This window comes from Arcicella rigui (assembly GCF_034929435.1).
Lineage (GTDB): Bacteria > Bacteroidota > Bacteroidia > Cytophagales > Spirosomataceae > Arcicella > Arcicella rigui.
Map to the genome: position 1 here is coordinate 169004 of NZ_JAYFUM010000006.1, position 20115 is coordinate 189118.

The 20115-nt window shown below is 35.2% G+C and carries 12 protein-coding genes; 5 read left to right on the plus strand and 7 right to left on the minus strand.

Annotated features, from left to right (window positions below; genetic code table 11):
* Positions 1 to 80 precede the first annotated feature (80 nt).
* The 5 genes from VB248_RS05695 to VB248_RS05715 all read left to right on the plus strand — a co-directional run bounded on the left by VB248_RS05695 (position 81) and on the right by VB248_RS05715 (position 4986).
* Positions 81 to 986 carry a hypothetical protein gene (locus VB248_RS05695; RefSeq protein ID WP_323295778.1) on the plus strand — a complete coding sequence of 302 codons (906 nt, stop codon included), beginning with the start codon at positions 81 to 83 and terminating at the stop codon, positions 984 to 986.
* 96 nt (positions 987 to 1082) lie between these two features.
* Positions 1083 to 2552 carry a rhomboid family intramembrane serine protease gene (locus tag VB248_RS05700; RefSeq protein ID WP_323295779.1) on the plus strand — a complete coding sequence of 490 codons (1470 nt, stop codon included), beginning with the start codon at positions 1083 to 1085 and terminating at the stop codon, positions 2550 to 2552.
* A gap of 113 nt (positions 2553 to 2665) precedes the next feature.
* On the plus strand, positions 2666 to 3658 hold the full coding sequence (locus tag VB248_RS05705) for a hypothetical protein (protein WP_323295780.1): 993 nt from the start codon (positions 2666 to 2668) through the stop codon (positions 3656 to 3658).
* Between the two features lie 29 nt (positions 3659 to 3687).
* Positions 3688 to 4269, plus strand: a complete 582-nt coding sequence (locus tag VB248_RS05710) for a Crp/Fnr family transcriptional regulator (protein ID WP_323295781.1) — start codon at positions 3688 to 3690, stop codon at positions 4267 to 4269.
* 87 nt (positions 4270 to 4356) lie between these two features.
* On the plus strand, positions 4357 to 4986 hold the full coding sequence (locus tag VB248_RS05715; protein WP_323295782.1) for a hypothetical protein: 630 nt from the start codon (positions 4357 to 4359) through the stop codon (positions 4984 to 4986).
* A 114-nt stretch (positions 4987 to 5100) separates the two neighbouring features.
* Here VB248_RS05715 and VB248_RS05720 read toward each other — a convergent pair whose 3' ends face one another.
* The 7 genes from VB248_RS05720 to VB248_RS05750 form a co-directional block, all read right to left on the minus strand.
* Positions 5101 to 6807: a RagB/SusD family nutrient uptake outer membrane protein gene (locus tag VB248_RS05720; RefSeq protein WP_323295783.1), complete on the minus strand. Its 1707-nt coding sequence runs from the start codon at positions 6805 to 6807 to the stop codon at positions 5101 to 5103.
* A gap of 119 nt (positions 6808 to 6926) precedes the next feature.
* On the minus strand, positions 6927 to 10067 hold the full coding sequence (locus tag VB248_RS05725) for a SusC/RagA family TonB-linked outer membrane protein (protein WP_323295784.1): 3141 nt from the start codon (positions 10065 to 10067) through the stop codon (positions 6927 to 6929).
* 401 nt (positions 10068 to 10468) lie between these two features.
* Complete coding sequence (locus VB248_RS05730) at positions 10469 to 13204, minus strand: substrate-binding domain-containing protein (protein WP_323295785.1); 2736 nt, start codon at positions 13202 to 13204, stop codon at positions 10469 to 10471.
* Between the two features lie 108 nt (positions 13205 to 13312).
* The gene (locus VB248_RS05735; RefSeq protein WP_323295786.1) at positions 13313 to 14905 is read right to left on the minus strand and encodes a glycoside hydrolase family 32 protein; all 1593 of its coding nucleotides are present in this window, start codon (positions 14903 to 14905) and stop codon (positions 13313 to 13315) included.
* Positions 14906 to 15239: 334 nt separating this feature from the next.
* The gene (locus VB248_RS05740; protein WP_323295787.1) at positions 15240 to 16514 is read right to left on the minus strand and encodes a TolB family protein; all 1275 of its coding nucleotides are present in this window, start codon (positions 16512 to 16514) and stop codon (positions 15240 to 15242) included.
* Between the two features lie 13 nt (positions 16515 to 16527).
* The gene (locus VB248_RS05745; protein WP_323295788.1) at positions 16528 to 18153 is read right to left on the minus strand and encodes a thrombospondin type 3 repeat-containing protein; all 1626 of its coding nucleotides are present in this window, start codon (positions 18151 to 18153) and stop codon (positions 16528 to 16530) included.
* A gap of 58 nt (positions 18154 to 18211) precedes the next feature.
* Positions 18212 to 20080: a caspase family protein gene (locus VB248_RS05750; protein ID WP_323295789.1), complete on the minus strand. Its 1869-nt coding sequence runs from the start codon at positions 20078 to 20080 to the stop codon at positions 18212 to 18214.
* Positions 20081 to 20115 lie beyond the last annotated feature (35 nt).

Genomic DNA, 20115 nt, shown 5'->3' on the forward strand with positions numbered 1-20115 from the left:
ACCATCGCCAAAACAAAAGTAAAGCTAAACCTCTATAAGCAATAATAAATAATAACACCAATTGCTAAATAATGATAAGTATGAAAAAACTTATTTCACTTTCAATTACAATCTTGACTTTGAGTTGTTCTAACGATAACCATTCAAAAAAAGTAAATAATGACCCTGTACAAAATTCCGCTAAAGTCACAAGTAACAGTACAATAGATGTTCTGAATCAAAACGTAGCTTATGTGGGATTTATAGAAACATTCGATTTCTCGAATGAAAATGAAGTATATATTGGGCTTTATTTATTACAGGATGAAATAAGTGAAGATGAGTATCTGAAAATTGAAAAACTTGCAGACTCATTGATTTACGAAGATGATGAAAACAGTAGGTATAAATTCCCCGAAAATGTATCTCGCAAATACTTTGACCTAAGAGGACTTTCAAAACTTAGCATCTACGATAACCAAAACAGATTTGTGAGCCATGCAGAATTTCTTCGAGTAGAGTTTTTTAATCAGTCCATTTCTTCAAGTTTTATTGCTGTTTATAAAGCTGATAAGAAAATTAAGTCGGGAGCGATGTATGGTATAAGTAATTTTACTGAAGCCCAAAAACCAATAAATTATGCTATTAGGGAAGATACCATTTTGACCCAAAAGGTACTTACTAAACTTAAAGTAGCTATGCCCTATTACGGATTGGCGAATAATGGAAAACACATTCAGTACAAAAACTCCGACTCTACCATATCAGTAGTAAATTCTGACGAGTTTGCTTATATTGTTTTAAGTCATAGCAAAGAATTTAAGATACTTTACAAAAGTCCAGATTTAGAGAATATCACTGATGTCTTAGTTGTGCCTCAAATGAATCATAAACTTCCCTACCTTTTGACACGAAATGTTAAGCCCGAAACAGATGTAATGTGGGATAAATTATTGTACTATGACGGAACGAAATACATAGATACAAAACGGCAAAGGATTGAATAGTAGTAAAGTGATAGCATAAAATTTGCTGAACTATAAAAGCAGCAATGATAAAAACTCCATCAAAATAAACCCCAAAAACACAACCAAAATTAAACTATGGCAATTGGATTTACACCCAAACATATTGAGGAAGTGCCTCTAAACGAGCTTTCTCCAAAACAATTTCTTGTTATTGCTATCGAGACAGTCCGAATGCTGAAATGGGATATTGGCTATTTAAGTAATAATGGCTTGATTGCTTATACAAACAATGGTTCTTTTTCTTGGAATGCCGAGATTATCATCAAGATTGATAAGGATTTTGCTAATTTAAAAAGTTCTTCAACTGGCAACGATATGATAGATTGGGGAAAGAACGAAAAAAATATCAATACCTTTATCGCTACTTTTGAGCAAGTAAAAGCCTCATTTTCAATCGCAGAAATTGATTCACAATACGAAGTACTTAAAAATGAATTGATTGCTGATGAAGAAGATATTTTATTACTTCCTCCAGCCACAACAAGTGAACAGATTAAAGATTTTTTTTCAATTTTTGTTCCCTCCAAAGAGTTTTTTGTTACACCCATTTTGATGGACATCAATATAGCCATATTTATCTTAATGGTAATAAGTGGCGTAGGTATTATGTTACCTGATACTGGAAGTCTTATTGAATGGGGAGCGAACTTCAAAGTTCTGACTTTGAACGGACAATGGTGGCGACTCTTTACCAACTGTTTTCTGCACATTGGTATCATTCATCTTTTTATGAATATGTATGCCCTTTTGTATATTGGAGCTTTGTTAGAACCCATTTTGGGTAAAATAAGATTCATCACCGCTTACTTGTTGGCGGGAATTTTGGCAAGTCTAAATAGTTTGTGGTGGCACGATTTGGGTGTTAGTGCAGGGGCATCTGGAGCAATTTTTGGAATGTATGGCGTTTTTCTTGCCTTGTTATCTACTGATTTAATTGAAAAGGAAGCTCGCAAAACACTTCTGACAAGTATTTCTATTTTCGTAGGATTTAATTTACTCAACGGTTTAAAAGGTGGCATCGACAATGCTGCACATATTGGCGGACTTTTGAGCGGTGTAGTAATTGGTTATGCTTTCATTCCAAGTTTAAAACAGTATGAAAATAAAAAATTGAAATTTGTTACTGTAAGTGCAATAACGGTTGTAGTTTTTATGACCTTTTTTACTGTTTACCATTTCATTCCTAAAGACCTTACTGCTTATGAAACTCAAATGAATAAATTTGCTTCAATGGAGGCTATGGCATTAGATATTTACGAAATGCCCGAAGAAACGCCCAAAGAAGAGCTTTTGGAAGAAATTAAAAATAGAGGCATCTACTACTGGAGCGAAAATCAAAAAATACTTCAAACGATAGATAAACTCAAATTACCTGATGAACTTCATGAAAGAAATATAGTACTTAAAAAGTACTGCAAATTGCGATTGGAGGTTTATAATCTTATGTATAAAAAAATTGCTGAGGACACAGACAAATACAATCAAGCAATTGAAGACTATGATAAAAAGATTGATAGTGTATTGGTAGAATTGAAGGAAAAGTAATCTGAATATCAACTCAGGTATTCAAATTCAAAAGTTGAAGCCCCTCAGATAAATTACAGTATCAAAACACAAAAACCTCATATATTTTCATACATTTTCTCTTAAAATCAAACATGAAATATTTCTTAAAAGTACTTTTAATATTAGTCGTTAGTTGGGCTTCTGGTCAAAATAAAAGTCCTGAAACTTATGGTTTCAAACACCTAAAATATGTGTTTAAAGGCGATAAAGTGGATATTTTGGTGAAATCACGCAAAGGAGAAGAGCATATTAAAAAGCCATTATTCTTTTTTTGTCAGGGAAGTTTGCCCCAGCCATTAATAAAATACGATAGTTTGGGAATCTTTGGCGTGTTTCCTTTTTCCTCTGACAGTATTACTAAAAAATATCATCTCGTTATTGTCAGCAAGCCATTTATTCCTGTTGTTAGTAATGTGAATACGCTTGGACGCAATTTTACTTATACCGACAAAACTGGGAATTATCCAAAAGCATACAGCGATAGAAATTATTTGAATTATTACGCCAACAGAAATATTGAGCTTATTAAGTATCTAATAAAGCAAAATTGGATTTCAAGTAAGAAAGTAGTTGTAGCTGGACATTCGGAAGGAAGTACCATTGCCGCAAAAATGGCAAGTATTTCACCTCTTATTACTCATCTGATTTATTCGGGTGGCAATCCTTTAGGAAGAATTATGTCTATCATCCAACAAAGCCGTGCAAGCGAAAATGATACTTTACAAATGGGTGAAGATGAAATAAAGTACTGGCAATATGTGGTTGAAAATCAAACAAGTAAAGGTGTGTCGCAAGGCGATAGCCCGAAAACTACCTTTGATTTTTCAATCCCTCCTATTCAATATTTAGAAAAATTAACGATTCCAGTACTGGTATGTTATGGTACAAAAGATTGGAGTTCGCCCTATAATGATTTTTTGAGAGTGGATTTTATCAGGAAAAAGAAAAAGAACTTTACTTTCAAAGCTTATATTGGCACTGAACACAATTATTTTCCCTTAAATTCAGACAATAAACCCAATTACGACCGCTACAATTGGGATAATGTAGCAAATGACTGGCTGAAATGGCTAAATCAACAATGATAATTTTCGACTGAAATCACTAAATACTTATGAATGAATTTGAAATATTTAAAAACTGGCTGAGACAAATCCCCTTTCTGACGGAAGAAGATTGTGCCTTATTTCTGCCTTTTCTGAAAACAAAATCATACAAAGAAAAAGCCTATCTTTTGAGTGAAAATAAGATTTGTCATGAGATTGGCTTTATTAACAAGGGTTCTTTCAGAACGTTTTATCTGGCAGATGGCAAGGAAATAAACACTCAATTTGTTTTTGAAAATGAATTTGTGGTCGATTATGATAGTTTTTTGCATGAAAAACCAAGCAGATATTTTATTCAAGCTTTAGAAGATTCTGAGATAGTAAGTTTCAATTTGTCTGCTTTGCAAAATGCTTATGAAGTATCGCATAATTGGGAGCGTTTTGGGAGAATGATGGCAGAACATTCTTATAGATTAACTACCCAAAGAGTAGAAAGTTTTTTGTTTATGGATGGCGAACAACGTTACTTAGATTTGCTCAAGGGAAATCCGCAGATTTTTAATCGCATTCCGCTTTATCATATTGCTTCTTACTTAGGACTTGAGCGTGAGAGTTTGAGTCGATTGCGAAAAAAAATTGCAGAGAAGTAACGATTGTAACATTTGTCAATTTTATCCTCTGAAATGATTGAGAATTTTACAGTGTAAATATCATGTTTCACTAAAAAAATTCTTACCATGAAAAAAGTACTTATTCCCGTTTTCATCTTGTTTATCCTAACGCTAAACGCTTGTAGCACTTCACAAAAAGTAATTATTCCGCTGGATAGCTCACTTCCTTTAGACGATACTTATACCATTATTTGGAATGGCATCAGCAAAGCTTATCGTTTTGAAAATGGACAGTGGTTAAGAGCTGAAAGCTTTGATTATCAGTTTGATGTCATTCAAAAACGCTATGAAAAGCATTGGAAATCGGTAAAATCTCTACACAGAATTCATCCAGAATATAATGGAAAAGCAGGTAATCGTGACCAAACGATGTACTTTGAGGTAGTCTATCAACAACTAAATGCAGGAAAAGTACAAGCCGCTATTCAATCTTCTTTAGGAAAGGGAAAGGGTATCTCTGACCCTGAATTTAGAGAAACAACCATAAGTATTGCTCTCGATGATGCAAGTACATTTATGCCTTACAACAAGATTAAAATCAACCAACACTACAATTACGAAAAAGGGATTCTTACCGAAACCGTAGAATTAGTTAAAGAAAAAGATGGTAAAGAAATTCCATTTATGAAAAACGAAGAAACTGCATCTATTTACTTGAAAGGAAAATTAGACAAAGCTCCCAGTATTTTTCAATAGGTTAGTATTCTATTTAAATCAAAACAAAATTTAGTTAAAACATAAAGAACTTACCTCTACATTGAGGCAAGTTCTGTGTACTATTTTCAAATCTTAACGTGATATTGGTTATACTTAATACCCCGGATTTTGCTTGTATAAACCGTTGGTAAAAGTAATTTCTGCCTGCGGAATCGGTAAATACTCGTCTCGTCCAGCAGTAAATTTAGCGGTTGAGAGGTAAGTTCTTTTGGTTTTTTCTTTGTCGATATAAGCGTTCAAGGTTTTTTCTGCAATACCCCAGCGTACTAAATCAAAGAAACGTGGGCCTTCGGTTGCAAACTCCAAGCGACGCTCCCATTGTAAAGCTTTGCGAGCAAAGTCTTGTGTCCAACCTGTACTTGTATATTCTTTGATATTGTATTTTGAAGCAAAAGTTCCATCTGCTTTTTTCAATCTACCTGTACTTTCCGAAGCTCTTTTTCTAATCTGGTTGATTAATGGTAAAGCTTTATCTTGCTGACCCAACTCGATATAAGCTTCTGCTTGAATCAATAAAACATCATCATAACGAAGAATATCGTAGTTTTTGGCTGTTCCCATAAATGGTCCTAATTTAAAATACGAGCCACTGGTTGCCAATTGTTGAAAACGCATCGAATGGAAGTTTCCATAAACACCGGCATCACGCACCCAACTATTGCTAAATGGTTTAGTGTTGTCATACTTGTAAGGGTGTCCGTCGATTCCAACAGTATGGTCTAATCTTGGGTCAACTGTTGCAGTCGATAAATCTATGTTTTTATCATTGAAAGTATCAAACAAAGGCAAACCGTTGGCATCAGTAGCATGAGCATTTACCAAGTTTTGGCTTGGGGCATGGAAACCACAGCATCCGTATTGCGGAGCTCCGTGTGGGTAATTTAAGCCATCTTCATAACTCAAACGTCCAGCAGCTGTTCCGTCGTTGATGGTAAACTGAATCGCAAAAATTGACTCTGGGCCGTTTTCTGTTTCAGGCAAAAAGTTATCGGCAATATCTTTACTCAAACTATATTTTCCAGAAGAAATAACGGCTTGGGTCAAGTTTACTACTTCTTGCAATCTTGTTTTGTTGATATTGGTTACTTTGTGCGTTGCATCTTGTTCGTAAGCTTGGTAAAGTCTCAATTTTGCCAAGTAAGCCTGTGCCGCCAGTTTGTTGGCTCTACCAATTTCTGACTGATTTACAGGTAAATTATCAATGGCAAATTGGAAATCAGCCGCAATTTTATTCCAAGATTCATCATTACTTAATGTATTCGATACTTTTAAAATATCGTCTGCCGAAGCTGTTTCGTCAAAAATTGGAATATTTTTATACAAAAGCTTCATGGTAAAATAGCTGTGGGCTCTCAGAAAGCGGAGTTCAGCCAAACGGATTTTTTTATTCGGAAAATTGGCTTCTGATAGCGTATTTACTGCACGAAGGGCAACATTGGCTCTTGAAATCGACTTAAATAAATTTTGCCAAGTACGAGTTACAAATGCTCCCATTGTGGGCGTAACTAAATTATAATGCTCTAAAGCATCTACTTCGCCAACGTCACCCGTTCCGCCACCGCCTTTGTAGGCATCGTCTGAGCGGACACTTCCATAAGCCCAGTTGCTATAAATTGGGCCAATCATATCACCGTTTCCGATGGCTGCGTAGGCGGAAGTAACCAAGCCCTCGATAGCCGTGGGTGATGTTAAATCTGAGGATGATAATACGCCCGTAGGAGTATATTCAAGAGCATCTTTGCAAGAATCAAGAGTAATTAATCCTGCAACGAGTAAGATGGATAATATTTTCTTTTTCATGTTGAAATCTTTTTAACATAGCTTTCAGCTTTCGGTAGTCGGCTTTCAGCTTTAAAATTTATACAACTACTAATAGATAGTGATATTTATGAATCGTTTATTCAGAAAAATCTGATAGCTTAAAACGACGCATTAACACCGAATGTAAATGTTTTTGGAATGGGTACTGGGTCGAGGTCGATGCGTTCTGGGTCTGGGCTTAAATAACTGCTACTTTTAAACCAGAATAAGTTTTCTGCCATAGCATACACACGGACTCTTGAGAACACAGACTTTGGCTGAATGCTATAACCCAACTGGATATTTCGCATTTTGAAATAAGAAGTATTCACGATAAAGTAATCCGAAGTACGACCTTCATTGTTATTGTCTTTCAAAGTCAATGCAGGAACAGTAGTGTTTGGATTTTGTGCAGTCCAACCATTGAATACACCCGGGCCAACGTTTTCTCTACCTTTCATCAAATTATTGAACAAAGTATAAACATCAAAGCCTGTTCTTCCTGCTACACCTGAGCCAAAAATTGATAAATCAAATTTCTTGTAAGATAAATCTACTCTTAAACCGTATTCCAAAGCTGGTAAAGTTGTGCCTAACCAAGTTCTGTCTAAATCGTCGATTTTTCCGTCGTTGTTGGTATCAACATATCTAATTCTGCCCGGGCCAGCCCCTACTTGTTTTGGAGCAGCGTCCACTTCTGCCTGCGATTGGAAAAGCCCGTTGGTTTTATAACCAAAAATATCAAATTGTGAGTGACCAATAATTGTATTTACCAAGTTGCCTGCATAAGCTGGACGAACGTTTTCTGGTAATTCTGTAATTTCATCTCTGAAATGAGCAAAGTTTGCTGTTACATTGTACTTTAACTCGCCAGAAGTATTGCCATGATAGCCCAATACCAATTCCCAACCTTTGTTAGATTTTGAAGCTCCGTTTACGGCTTTCGACTGTCCTTCTCCCAAAGCAGATGCCACTGGAGGCGTAATTAAAATACCTGAAGTTTTACGAGTAAAATAATCGAACGAACCAAAGATTTTATCGTTCAAGAAAGCGAAGTCTAAACCTGCGTTTATTTCATCCGTTGTTTCCCATTTCAAGGCTGAATTGGCCGCTTGGGTCTGTACAAAACCCGAAGGTAAAGTTCCAGTATTTGCACCCGACAATGAATAAGCAGTACCGATATTCATGTATTGTTCCCAGAAACCACCAACTAATTGGGCTTGCGTAGTTCCGTATCTTGTATCGAATAATCCAAAGCGAGCTAAATCACCAATTTGCTGATTACCAACACGTCCAACGCCTACTCTTGCTTTTAATTCAGAGAAAATCTTTACATCTTTCATAAAGTTTTCTTTGTCGATTTTCCAACCTAATGAAGCCGCTGGAAAAATACCGTACTGGTTTTCTGAACCAAAACGTGAAGAACCATCACGACGAACCGTAAGAGCCAACAAGTATTTATCTGAATAATTGTAATCAACCCGTGCAAACTGCGAGAACAAACGGTTGCCAGTAGAACCACCCGAAACCGTAGTGTTGCCAGTTCCTGCATTCAAAGTAAAGTAATCTTCTGTTTGTAATGCAAATCCTTCTTTTTTAGTAGTTTGGAAGTCTATATCTGTTTTGATGTACTCTGTTCCAAGCAAAAATTTGAAGTGATTTTGGCTATTCAAATCAAGATTATAACGCAAAGTATTCGACCAAGTAAGACTTAAATAATGGTTTTGGTCAAAAAGTAAGCTGTTGGTCGTTCTGTTAAATGCTCCTTCCGAAAAAGTTGGCGTTATTACTTTATTCAAAAAGCGAGAATCATCTGCTCCAATATTGGTTTTGAAGTATAAATTTTTAATTAATTCTGCTTCAACAAACACATTTCCAAAAGTACTCAAGCGATTGGCATTGTTCCATTTTGCCAAATCTTGCATGTGCAAAGGGTTGTTTCTATCCGAATATCCTGCTCCCGAAGCCCCAGCATAAGTAACGCCATCTTTTTGATATACAGGAATCGTTGGAGCTAAAGTCACCGCCAAAAATGTCGTTGCAGCACCACCTAAATCTCTCGCTGTTAAAGTTTCGTTTGAATTGGCAATACGTAAGTTTACGCCAAATTTCACTTTATCATTAAAGGCACGAGTCAACGCACTGATACTTCCACCCAATCTGTCGTAACCAGTAAATCGCAACATACCAGTATTACTTAACTGATTCAAATTGATTTCTACCGAAGAACGCTTATCGCCATAAGTAGCCGTAAAGTCATTTCTTGTCACCATAGCCGTTTTGTACATCACGTCCTGCCAATCGGTATCTCCCACAGGCGTATTTACATCGCCACCAACATAAGGTTTTACTGAAATACTGTTTAATACAGGATTGCTATAATTTTTATTCCAATCAAAATTATAGATTTCGCCATAACCTGCGGCTGGGTCTTGTCCGTCGTTTACTGAGGCTTGCCACAAGGCTCTTCCTCTATCAACAGCATTCAACATTTTAAAACGCATCGCTTTTTCAGATTGCATCGACACGCTGGTATTAAACTGAAACTCCACTTTTCCGTTGGTATTGCCGCCACTTTTGGTCGTTACAATAATTACCCCGTTGGAAGCTCTCGCACCATAAATTGATTCGGCAGAAGCATCTTTTAGTACTTGAATGTTTTCAATGTTAGTAGGACTAATATTTTGAAATACTTCTGGACGAGTTGTTGGAATACCGTCGATTACATAAAGTGGGTCGTTGTTACCTAAAGTATTCGCCCCACGAATCAAAATTCTGCTGTTTGAACCATTCGGCGAGCCATCTTTTTCAATGTACAAACCCGCTACTCTTCCTTGTAAAGCTTGCATTGGGTTTCCTGAACTGATGTTTTTGATAGGTTTCAAATCTACAACTGCTACTGCACCTGTCAAATCTTGTTTTCTGGAAGAAGTATAACCTACCACAACCACTTCGCTCAATTCTTTACCTGGACTTAGTGAAATATTAAAAACACTTTGTCCGCCAATGGCTACTTCTTTAGCCGTGTAACCTGCGTAAGAAACTTTAATTGTCGTAGCATTTTCTGGAATGCTAAAGCTAAATTTCCCTTCGGCATTGGTAGAAGTACCCTTGCCCGTGGACGGTACAATCACGGATGCACCAATCAAAGCCTCCTTGGTTTGGTCGTCTGTCACCGTACCAGAAATGGTTCTTTGTTGTGCCAACGCAAGCTGAACTGTCAAAAACAGTGTCGCAATAGTTAGTAAATAGTTTTTCATGGTGAAATTGTTTAAGTTATAAAATAATTGAAATTGGAAATGTACATGAGTATTCCTTGATTAAGTGAAATCAATATTCTCCCAGTCCAAGCCGAAGAGTGGCTGGGAAAATATCGGCGTTCATTAATAGGATTTTGGAAAAGTATGAAGCAAAGGCACTTGCCCCGAAATTGGGAATCGACGATGCTTTATAATTTTGGTTCGTTCAGTGTTCTTATTGTTTCACTGACAAACCAAAATTAGTAGCATTTCAAAAGTTGAAGTTTTGGTATTCTTTCAAAGAATATCAAGAATGTTACAAAAAATGTAACATTCTGATTTATAAATATTTAATGATATTTTATTGGTTTTGAATTGGTACACAATTCAATATTTGATACATGATTTCAAAAGATGTTACTTCAATTATTTCTGAAATCTGTTGGTGTTTGATTGGTCTTCTGTTTGAAGAAAGTGGTAAAATAGCTTGGGTTATTAAAACCAAGTTCATAAGCAATTTCAGCAATAGATTTGTTCGATTCTTTCAATAATGCTTTCGCTTTTAGTACTTTAAAATCGGCAATATAGTCTGCTACATTTTTATTGGTTAAAGCTGAAATTTTTCTAAATAATTGTACTCTCGACATTCCTAATTCTTGACTTAATTTTTCAACGGATAATGAACTATCTTGGATATTTTTTTCAATTAATAATTCAAATTCTACTAAAAACTTGCGTTCTCCTTTTTGCAAATGACTTGGATTGATGATTTCACCAGAAAAACGTCTTCTCATTCTATCTCGATTTACCAACAAACCTTTGATTTTTTCTTCTAACAATTGCTGATTAAAAGGTTTTGAAATATAAGCGTCTGCTCCTGCTTTTGTACCTTCGATTTGGCTTTCAGTTTGTCCTTTTGCCGTCAATAAAATCACAGGAATATGCGAAGTACGAAAATCGCTTTTGATTTTTTGCGTTAAACTAAAGCCATCCATTTTAGGCAACATGACATCACTTATGATTAAATCGGGCATATTCGATAAAATTTCTTCCCAACCTCGTTCTGCATTTTCAACATTCGCAACGTTGTAGTTTTTTTCTAATTTCTGTTTCAAAAATTGGTTCAATTCCAAATTGTCCTCAATCAATACAATGGTATTTTCATGAGCCGGGCCTTTTTCAGTATTCAAAACCGAGGGTACTTCCTCCAAAATTTCACGAGTTTTTACGGCAGTCTGGCTGATTACTTCAAGGTTGTTTTGTGGTTTTATCAAAGGTAAAATTACTTTAAAGGTCGTTCCTTTGCTCGGTTCTGAATCCAATTCTATTTCACCTTGATGCAGATTTACAAACTCACGAGATAAAGCCAAACCCAAGCCCGTTCCCAAAGAAATATTCTGATTTCCACGATAAAACAAATCAAAGGCTCTTTCTTTTTCAACTTTACTCATACCGATTCCGTTGTCGGCAATCATGATTTCAATTTTCTCAACATTTTTCAAAAGTGTCACATGAATCATTCCACCACGAGGCGTATATTTAAAAGCGTTTGAAATGATATTGAACAAAACCTTGTCTAACTTCTCGGCATCAAACCAAAAAGGTAAAGTCGTGAACGGACAAATAAACTGTAAATCAATTTGCTGACTTTTGGCTTTCACACTAAAATCCGACACAATGTCTCTTACAAAAGCAATAATATCATGGTTATGCAACTCAAGTTCCATTTTGCCTGCATCCAATTTCCTTAGTTCCAATAATTGGTCCACCAAACGAAGTAATCTGTTAGCGTTTTTATGAATCAATTGTAAAATATTGCGGGCTTCTTTTACATCAAATTGTTTCCGTTGCAATAAATCTTCCGAAGGTGTAAGAATCAAACTCAAAGGCGTGCGAAACTCGTGCGAAATATATGAGTAAAAGCGAAGTTTATCTTCAGTGGCTTGTCGAGCCAACTGAGAAATTTTCTCAATTTCATCTTTTTGTTGAGAAATTGCATGATTTTGTTCTGCCAAAACAAGATTTGATTTTTGTTTTTCTCTAAAAAGTGACCATAAAAATCCCCCCAAAATCAACACAATCAATAATAGGCTTGAAGTAAAATAAAGTAAATTTCTCTGAGATGAAAAAATACGATTCAACTCATTCATTTTTTGTGTTTGACGCTCAATATCAGCCTGTTGCTCATTTAATTTTTGTATTTGAGCCAACATCATACTTACATTTTGTGAATTTATGACAGTCGTAAAAAGTCGATTTTCTTTTTGAAACGACTGTTTTTTCAAAATTTTCACCGCAATCTGAATCGCCTCTTCGCCACCTGTTGGGTACAAAATGGTAGCACTGATTTTCTTTTTTTGGACTAAATCAAGTCCAAGGTCTTTGCCCAACAAACCATCTACGCCAATAATTTTTATTTTTTTCTCAAGCCCAAATTCTTTACAAATATTATAGCAGATATTAGCACTTCTATCATTATGTACAAAAATTAAATCAATGGCAGAACCATTCGTTTGCAAGCGTTTTCTCAATTGTTTTTCCCACTCATAAGCTTTCCAATTTTTGTTCAAATACTCCATGTAATGTAGCCCAGCATATTTTGAAACGACATCATAAAAACCAGAGTGCCTTCCAATGGAAGGCGAAGTAGTCGGGCCAAAACCAATTTCTAAAATATTGCCTTTGCCATTCAACAAAATATTGGCGTACTCGCCAGCATTTTTCCCTACCAAGTAATTATCTGCACCCACAAAAGCAGTAAATTGATCAGAAAAAATACGTCTATCAACCACCACCACAGGGATTCCAGCTTTGTAGGCTTTTTCGATAGCGGTTTGAACATAAATACTTTCGTTTGGCGAAACGATAATTAAATCAACTTTTTGTTCAATTAGCTCCTCAAGCTGCTTGATTTGTGTTTCGTTATTCCAGTGGGCATCTTTCAAAATAAATTTACATTCAGGATAAAAACTTAGCTCTCGGTTCATGCCCTCAATCATTTCAACTCGCCAGCGGTCGTCCATACCACATTGAGACATACCAATAGTAAAAGTTTTCTCATTACTTTTCAACGAGCAGGAAGTAAAAAAGCCATTAACTCCTACAAATCCGATTAGGAGTAACAGTATTTTATGTAAGGTTTGTCTGAGATTGTCCATAATTTAATTCATTTAAGCAAAATGTAGTGATAAAACGACGAAGAGGATAAACTATGAATTTTAGCAATTCATATAGCTTATCCTCTTAAAATCAGGCTGTTTTGTTGGCTACCAAATACCTTTTATTGCTTGTACTTTCAATTCTTTTATTTTTACGCTACCATTTGAAGACTTAATTTTTAGCTTACTGAAATCTTCATTAGGAAAGAAAATTTCCGTCATTACGGTTTCGCCTTTATCTGCAAACATTTCCGCCGAAGCCACATCAAAATATATATTCAATGAAATTGTTTTGTCGGTACTTGTTCTTGGAGTAACATGAATATTTTTGGCAAACTTAGCCGAGAAATTTACCTTACCTGACTGAGTTCTATCACTAAAAAATTCATTTTTTTTAGCATCATAACCCAATGCGTAAAATTCACCTCTTGAATTTTCCATGATGATTTCAAACTTAGTTTTTGCTTCGGTTACTTCAAAAGTAACATTCAAGGCTGAGGTTTTTGGAGAAAATTTCAAGGCTGAACTCAAATCTTTTGTGCCATCAACTACTTGGTTTTTAAGCGTAAAAACTTGGCTTTTATCTTTTAACAACCCTACCTCTTTTACTGGATTTGCAAAAACACGATAGCCATTTTTAGTTTTTTTCAAAGTCAGTTCTCTTGGTAGAGTACAAGCACTTCTCCATGCCGAGGTAGGAACTTGATTGGCATAATCCCAATTACTCATCCAACCAATTAAAATTCTTCTTCCATCTTCTTTAGGAATATCCGACCAAGTAACGCCAGCGTAGTTATCTCTACCGTAATCAAGCCAAAGAGCATGACCATTTTTTACAAAAGGTTTTTGGTCTTCATCAAGAATAAACGTTTTTCCATCAAAATCGCCCACAAAATATTGTGTACCCGAACCACCATTGGGTAAGCCAGGATTAATATTTACAATCAAAACCCACTTTGTAACATCCCCTTCTTTCAAAGGAAATAAATCGGCACATTCCCAAACGCCACTATGGTTTCCCCATTCTTTACCAAAACTTCCAGAATTTGACCACTCTTTCAAATTTTTTGAAACCCAAAATTCATGATGATTTTGTACAGCCAGTGCCATTACCCATTGTTGATGTTTTTCATCCCAAAATACTTTTGGGTCTCTAAAATCTCGACTTCCGTTGTTCTTTATCACTGGATTCTTGGCATACTTTATCCAAGTACGCCCATTATCATTACTAAAAGCAATTCCTTGACTTTCAACATCACTTCTTTGAGCTTTCTCTGCCTCCATGTTATGATAAGTAAAAATCGCAACCATAGGAGGTTTGTTATTAATACCCAATCCACTGGTATTTTTCCAGTCAATGACAGCACTTCCCGAAAAAATATAGCCCAGACTATCAGGATATAAAGCGATGGGAAGGTTTTTCCAATTCACTAAATCCTTACTTACCGTATGTCCCCAGTGCATTGGTCCCCAAACGTTATCGTTGGGATAATGTTGATAAAACAGATGATATTCACCTTTGTAATAAACCATACCGTTAGGGTCGTTCATCCAACCAATTGATGGCGAAAAGTGATACAAAGGTCTGTGTTGTTCCTTGTACACTTTAGAAGGGTCATGATTTTGTCCGAACACTTTGGGAGTAATCAAAGCAAACATAATCAAAGCAAATGCAATATTTTGAATAGTTTTTAGTGACATTTTATAAAGTAGTTGAAGTATTTTTTTGGGGAAAATTCATTCAAAATTGGCTATGAAAAATTGTATAATTTCTGTTTTGAATAGCTCAAAATTAGCAGACTGGATATTGACGAAGTTACAATAATTCTTCTAATAAATATAAAAATGTTACATTTAGACAAACAGCTGAAAATCAACAATTTAAATATATATAAATTAAAGTATATTCAAAAAATGTTACATCATCTTAAAAAATGTTACTAAAAATGGTTGAAGGGACATTACTTGAAGTGCAAGAAATTCTTTAAAGATGAAGTTAAAAGAAAAGCTCTTGGAATCTTCCAAGAGCTTATATCTATTGTTTAGCTTTTATGCTTTCTAATCTTTGCTGTTTCGTAGTTATTTTAAAAGTTGGCGTATTGGTCATCACCGAAGTAGCAGGTACAGGTTTGGGAAATGGTTTAAGTCGAATATCAGTATTAATTACTTCGCAAAAGTTCAGCCCTTCCTGTGAGACTGATATTCTTTTAGGATAATAGTCGTCCATTTTTAAGTAAAAATCATACTTTTTATCAGGACTCAACAAAGCGGTGTATCTTCCGTCTGAAGCATTGCTTTCAAAAACTGCTATTGTTTCATTCGGATTATCTCTGTTTTTCACAATGATTTGCGTAGCTAAAGGTGCTGAAGTTAATGAATCCGTCACAAAGCCTTGAAAAGTAAGTATATTTTGCATTTTAAATTCCTGTGGAACTGTTGAGCTATAAATATCACCCTCCCAAGCAAAGTACAATAAATTACCACAAGGATTTAAAGCCACATAAGTATCAGCTTTTTTAGTATTGAGGAATTTTAAATTGACTGGAGTACTCCAACTTTCATCATCTTGTAAAACTGATTTGTAGATGTCGTAATCCACCTTTCCATCACCTCTAATCGATGAGAAAAATAACGTTCTCCCGTCAGAATGAATCCTTGGAAAATTTTCACATCCTTGATTAATTGGATACGGTAACTGAATCGGACGCTCCCATTTATCATTGATGCTTTCACGTTCGGAAAACCAAATTTTATAACATTGTTGCTCTCCGATTTTTCTAAAAGGAATTTCACGAACAAAGAATATCTTTTTCCCATCAGCAGAAATACTTGGTGCTCCATCATATCCTTCTGAATTAATTTCAAAACCTATATTTTGTGGCTCACTCCAAGTATCTTTAATTCTTACTGAATAAAAAATATCTTCTCCAGTTTTACTGTATTTCTCAACGCCTGAAAAAAGTATCATATTCCCATCGGGGCTAATACTTGGTGCATTAATAACTTTTGAGACTACGAAATGAGTATTAATCGCATTGATTGGCTCGGCAGGTTGAAATTCACCCGTATAATGACGCTTGGAAATGAATATTCCATTAAAGGGTGAATCATATAAAGAATCTGCAATCATCGGATTTTTATATTTATTAGACACAAAAATCATCGTTGATTTATCAGCACTCATCGACGGGGAATCCTCAAAAAAGAATTCATGATTAATTGTAAGAGGTAATTTTGCCTTTTCCAATTGTCCTAAAGCTACCCAGTGATGAAAGCCACATACTATAAATAAGATAATGTATTTTCTCATATTGATGGTGTAATTATTTTACTGGACAGCCTTTGTTTTCTTTTGGTCCGGGAACATCAGGACAAGCATCTTTAGAATCAATTACTCCATCATTGTCTCTATCAGGACATCCTCTATTGATTGGCAAGCCTTTTTCATCAGGGCATCTATCACTATCGTCTTCAATTCCATCACCATCTCTATCAGGACATCCACCTGTTTTTTTAGTACCAGGTTTATCTGGACAAGCATCATCTTTATCTGGTATTCCATCATTATCTCTATCAGGGCAACCGTCAAACTCAAATAACCCAGCCTCTTTTATACACTTATCTCTCATGTCAGAAACCCCGTCTTTATCCATATCTTTGATTTTTTTTGCACGTCCTGAAATTGAAATTCCTGCATAAAAAGTTGGTTTAGCTCCACTTGATTGGTCGAAAAGAAAATTTATCCCTTCTGTACCAAAAAACAATGAACCTAATCTAAAGTGAATACCTGCAGCCCATTTTTTTGCATCAACATTATATGTTAATGGTACTCCAAAACTTCCATTAGTAGTTTCTGTTCTTATTCCAAAAGATAAAGTTGTCGGCTGTGCATAAGTACTTTTGGCTGAGTTTCTATACAAAGCATTGAAATACCATGTTTTACCTAAGTAAGTATCAATGTTTAATACGAAAGTCGAAGGTAGTTTTGCTTGCTCTAATTGTAGCGTATCGTTTGCAGTAACTGGTGTGAAGTTCGTTTGTAGCTTGTTGTCAAAATTTGACCCTACTAAGTACCCACCATTAAGGATTGCTTTATCCATTTCTCCACTACTTAAAATCTTTGTTTTAGCAAAACGGTAACCTCCAAGGTCTAATAAAGACATAGCCACTCTAACTCTATACTTGTTTGTAGTAACATCCGAGCGATTTTTTCCATCCATTTTATAAGTATAGTGTTGATAATCTGGTCTGAACTCGTAAGTTATCCCTAAATCAAAGCCAGTCCCATCTCCTCCAAGGTTTTTATACAAATCTTGAGAATTAAAATTATTATCAGGATTTATTCTATAGCCTTGATATTCAATTTTTGTAGAGTCTGCATTAAAAATGTGTGTTTGATTTTCAAACGTTTTATAAAACTTTACAGCTACACCTGCTTTAATTGAATGTTGATTTTGAGTATAAATTGGTAAAGCATAACCAAAGCTAAAATCCCTTAATGACGTTGCATTAAAGGTTTGGTTTTGGAAATTATTTCCAAAAATAGTTGAGTCTTGAACATTATTAAAAATACTCCTTAACAGTGGATTATCATTTTGCCAGGCTCTCAACCTACTTCCAAAAAAGAAAGCGTGGTTATTGGGCAACTGAATCATCAAGCCAAGACTTGAAATATCGCTGAAACTTGTCCCGTAAGATTTTCCGTTGAAATCTTGTAAGAATAAATCTGTATTTGGACTTTGCGTTGTATTCAAACTTTGATCTGTACCAAGCCAAAAACCAGAAAGTAAATGTAACTGCCAGCCCAGTCTTGAATCAGCAATACTTGATGGGTTTAATTGAGCTTCTCTTACTCCCGCATTGTTATTAATTTGCCAAATTCCCGAATCTTGAGCTTTTAAAGTAAGATTTGATATTACAATAAAGAGTGTTAGTAAAAGTTTTTTCATGATGTATTTATTGAATTGTTTATGTAATTTGATTTAAAGCATTAGCATAAAATGTTCTTTACCACTTTAATCCAAATCTTGCTAATGCTCTTTGAGCTCCTAAAATGTCCTGTTTAGCAGCCTTTTTATAATATTCATTTGCGATTTTCATATCTCTTACTGTTCCTTTACCATTTTCATGAAGAATAGCTAAATTGTATAAAGCCAGTCCGAAATCTTGCTTTGCGGCCTTTTCATACCAATTGATCGCTTCACGATAATTAGGGCTTAACGGGAATTTTTTACTCTCATACTGTACTCCCAAATTAAATTGAGCAATTGCATTTCCTTGATTAGCCGCTTTCTGATACCAAGTAGTAGCCAAATCTTGGTTTTTAGCAACATTTCTTCCAACTTCATAGAGATAGCCTAAATTTATTTGAGCCCCAATATGTCCTTGCTCTGCCGCATTCGCATAAAGCGTAAATTCTTCTTGACCATCACTCAAAGAAACATTCAGCCTTGCAAGATTATACTGTCCATCAGCATCAGCTTGTTCAGCAGCTTTGCGATACCATTTTGAGGCTTCTCTAATATCTTTTGTAGTACCCAAACCATTTTCATATAAGTAACCCACATTTACTTGTCCATCAGAATCACCATTTTCGGCGGCTTTCAAATACCAATTAAATGCCTCTGTGTAGCTTTGATTTACGCCAAGTCCTTTTTCATATAGAAAACCTAAGTTGAATTGAGCCAGAGCTAAATTTTGATTTGCCGCTTTTTTGTACCACTCGGCCGCTGATTTATAGTCAGCCACTGTACCTAAACCTCTTTCATACATAATTCCAAGATTGTACGCAGCTAATGCGTTATCTAAGCTGGCAGCTTTTTGATACAGTTTAAAAGCTTCTGCATAATTTTGTTTTGCCCCATAACCCATATCGTACATATAAGCTAACTGATTAAGATTCGTCGGCTTAAAAAGTGCATGTTCACGATAAGTATTTAAAAATCTATAAGCATCATCATATATTTTTTTATCAAAAGCCATTTCGCCTTGCTGAATATTGTAGCTAATATCATCATAGCTTTCAGTACTCACTGGAAGAACTTTATTTCCTTTCAAAAAAAAGAAATCCCCTTTCAATTTGTCATATCTTCCAGGTTCTTGTGTTTTATTACTGAGTTTTTCTACTCCCTCAGAAGTATTGTCCAACATCGAACGTAAACCTAAAGTTGGATTTTCTCTCAATTGACTTAATAATTCACCAGTAAACAGTCCATTTCTTCCATTTTCATGGTCATCTCTTGCTGGTGTTCCTGCTTCTGTGGCATATACAACCATGCTACCTGAGGGATTGTTAGGAATTGCCAAACCTTGCCCAATCATAGCCTTTTTTCTCTCTAATGGATTGGTTCGACAAGCATCTATAAAAGCTAAATTTACTTTAACTTGTGCTTCTTCCATTTTTTCTAATACTCGTCCAAGGCTAACACAATCATACTCTAAACTACTATTCAAGGTAATATCACTCGGAATCAAATAACTTTCTCCTCTTGACTGCCCCCCATGTCCAGAATAGTAAAACAAACCTACATTATAATTTTTTAATTGAATACCAAATTCGTCTATGGCTATCAAAAAGTCTTTCTTTGAAAGATTATAATAGGTCATTACTTTAAACCCTAACCTTGTTAGTTCTTTGGTCATATCTTCAGCGTCATTCGCTGAATTTTTTAACGATGCATGAGCAGCAATGTATTCTTTATTACCTATCACCAAGGCTAATCGTTTTTCCTCATTTATTACCAAATTAGGTGTAAATGATTTAGTTTGCGAAAAGCCATTTGTTGTGGCAAAATAGAAAATCAGTACCAAACAACCCAATAAATGGTGTCTGAAATTCAATGAAATCTTTGCAATAATTGTAAAATTTGTTTTCATAATGTTTCTTATTATTTTAAAATACACCAAGTGCT

Excerpts from the sequence above, each read along its gene's own strand:
- VB248_RS05695 (WP_323295778.1), top strand. The coding sequence starts at position 81 with ATGAAAAAACTTATTTCACTTTCAATTACAATCTTGACTTTGAGTTGT.
- VB248_RS05700 (WP_323295779.1), top strand. The coding sequence starts at position 1,083 with ATGGCAATTGGATTTACACCCAAACATATTGAGGAAGTGCCTCTAAAC.
- VB248_RS05705 (WP_323295780.1), top strand. The coding sequence starts at position 2,666 with ATGAAATATTTCTTAAAAGTACTTTTAATATTAGTCGTTAGTTGGGCT.
- VB248_RS05710 (WP_323295781.1), top strand. The coding sequence starts at position 3,688 with ATGAATGAATTTGAAATATTTAAAAACTGGCTGAGACAAATCCCCTTT.
- VB248_RS05715 (WP_323295782.1), top strand. The coding sequence starts at position 4,357 with ATGAAAAAAGTACTTATTCCCGTTTTCATCTTGTTTATCCTAACGCTA.
- VB248_RS05720 (WP_323295783.1), bottom strand. The coding sequence starts at position 6,807 with ATGAAAAAGAAAATATTATCCATCTTACTCGTTGCAGGATTAATTACT.
- VB248_RS05725 (WP_323295784.1), bottom strand. The coding sequence starts at position 10,067 with ATGAAAAACTATTTACTAACTATTGCGACACTGTTTTTGACAGTTCAG.
- VB248_RS05730 (WP_323295785.1), bottom strand. The coding sequence starts at position 13,204 with ATGGACAATCTCAGACAAACCTTACATAAAATACTGTTACTCCTAATC.
- VB248_RS05735 (WP_323295786.1), bottom strand. The coding sequence starts at position 14,905 with ATGTCACTAAAAACTATTCAAAATATTGCATTTGCTTTGATTATGTTT.
- VB248_RS05740 (WP_323295787.1), bottom strand. The coding sequence starts at position 16,514 with ATGAGAAAATACATTATCTTATTTATAGTATGTGGCTTTCATCACTGG.
- VB248_RS05745 (WP_323295788.1), bottom strand. The coding sequence starts at position 18,153 with ATGAAAAAACTTTTACTAACACTCTTTATTGTAATATCAAATCTTACT.
- VB248_RS05750 (WP_323295789.1), bottom strand. The coding sequence starts at position 20,080 with ATGAAAACAAATTTTACAATTATTGCAAAGATTTCATTGAATTTCAGA.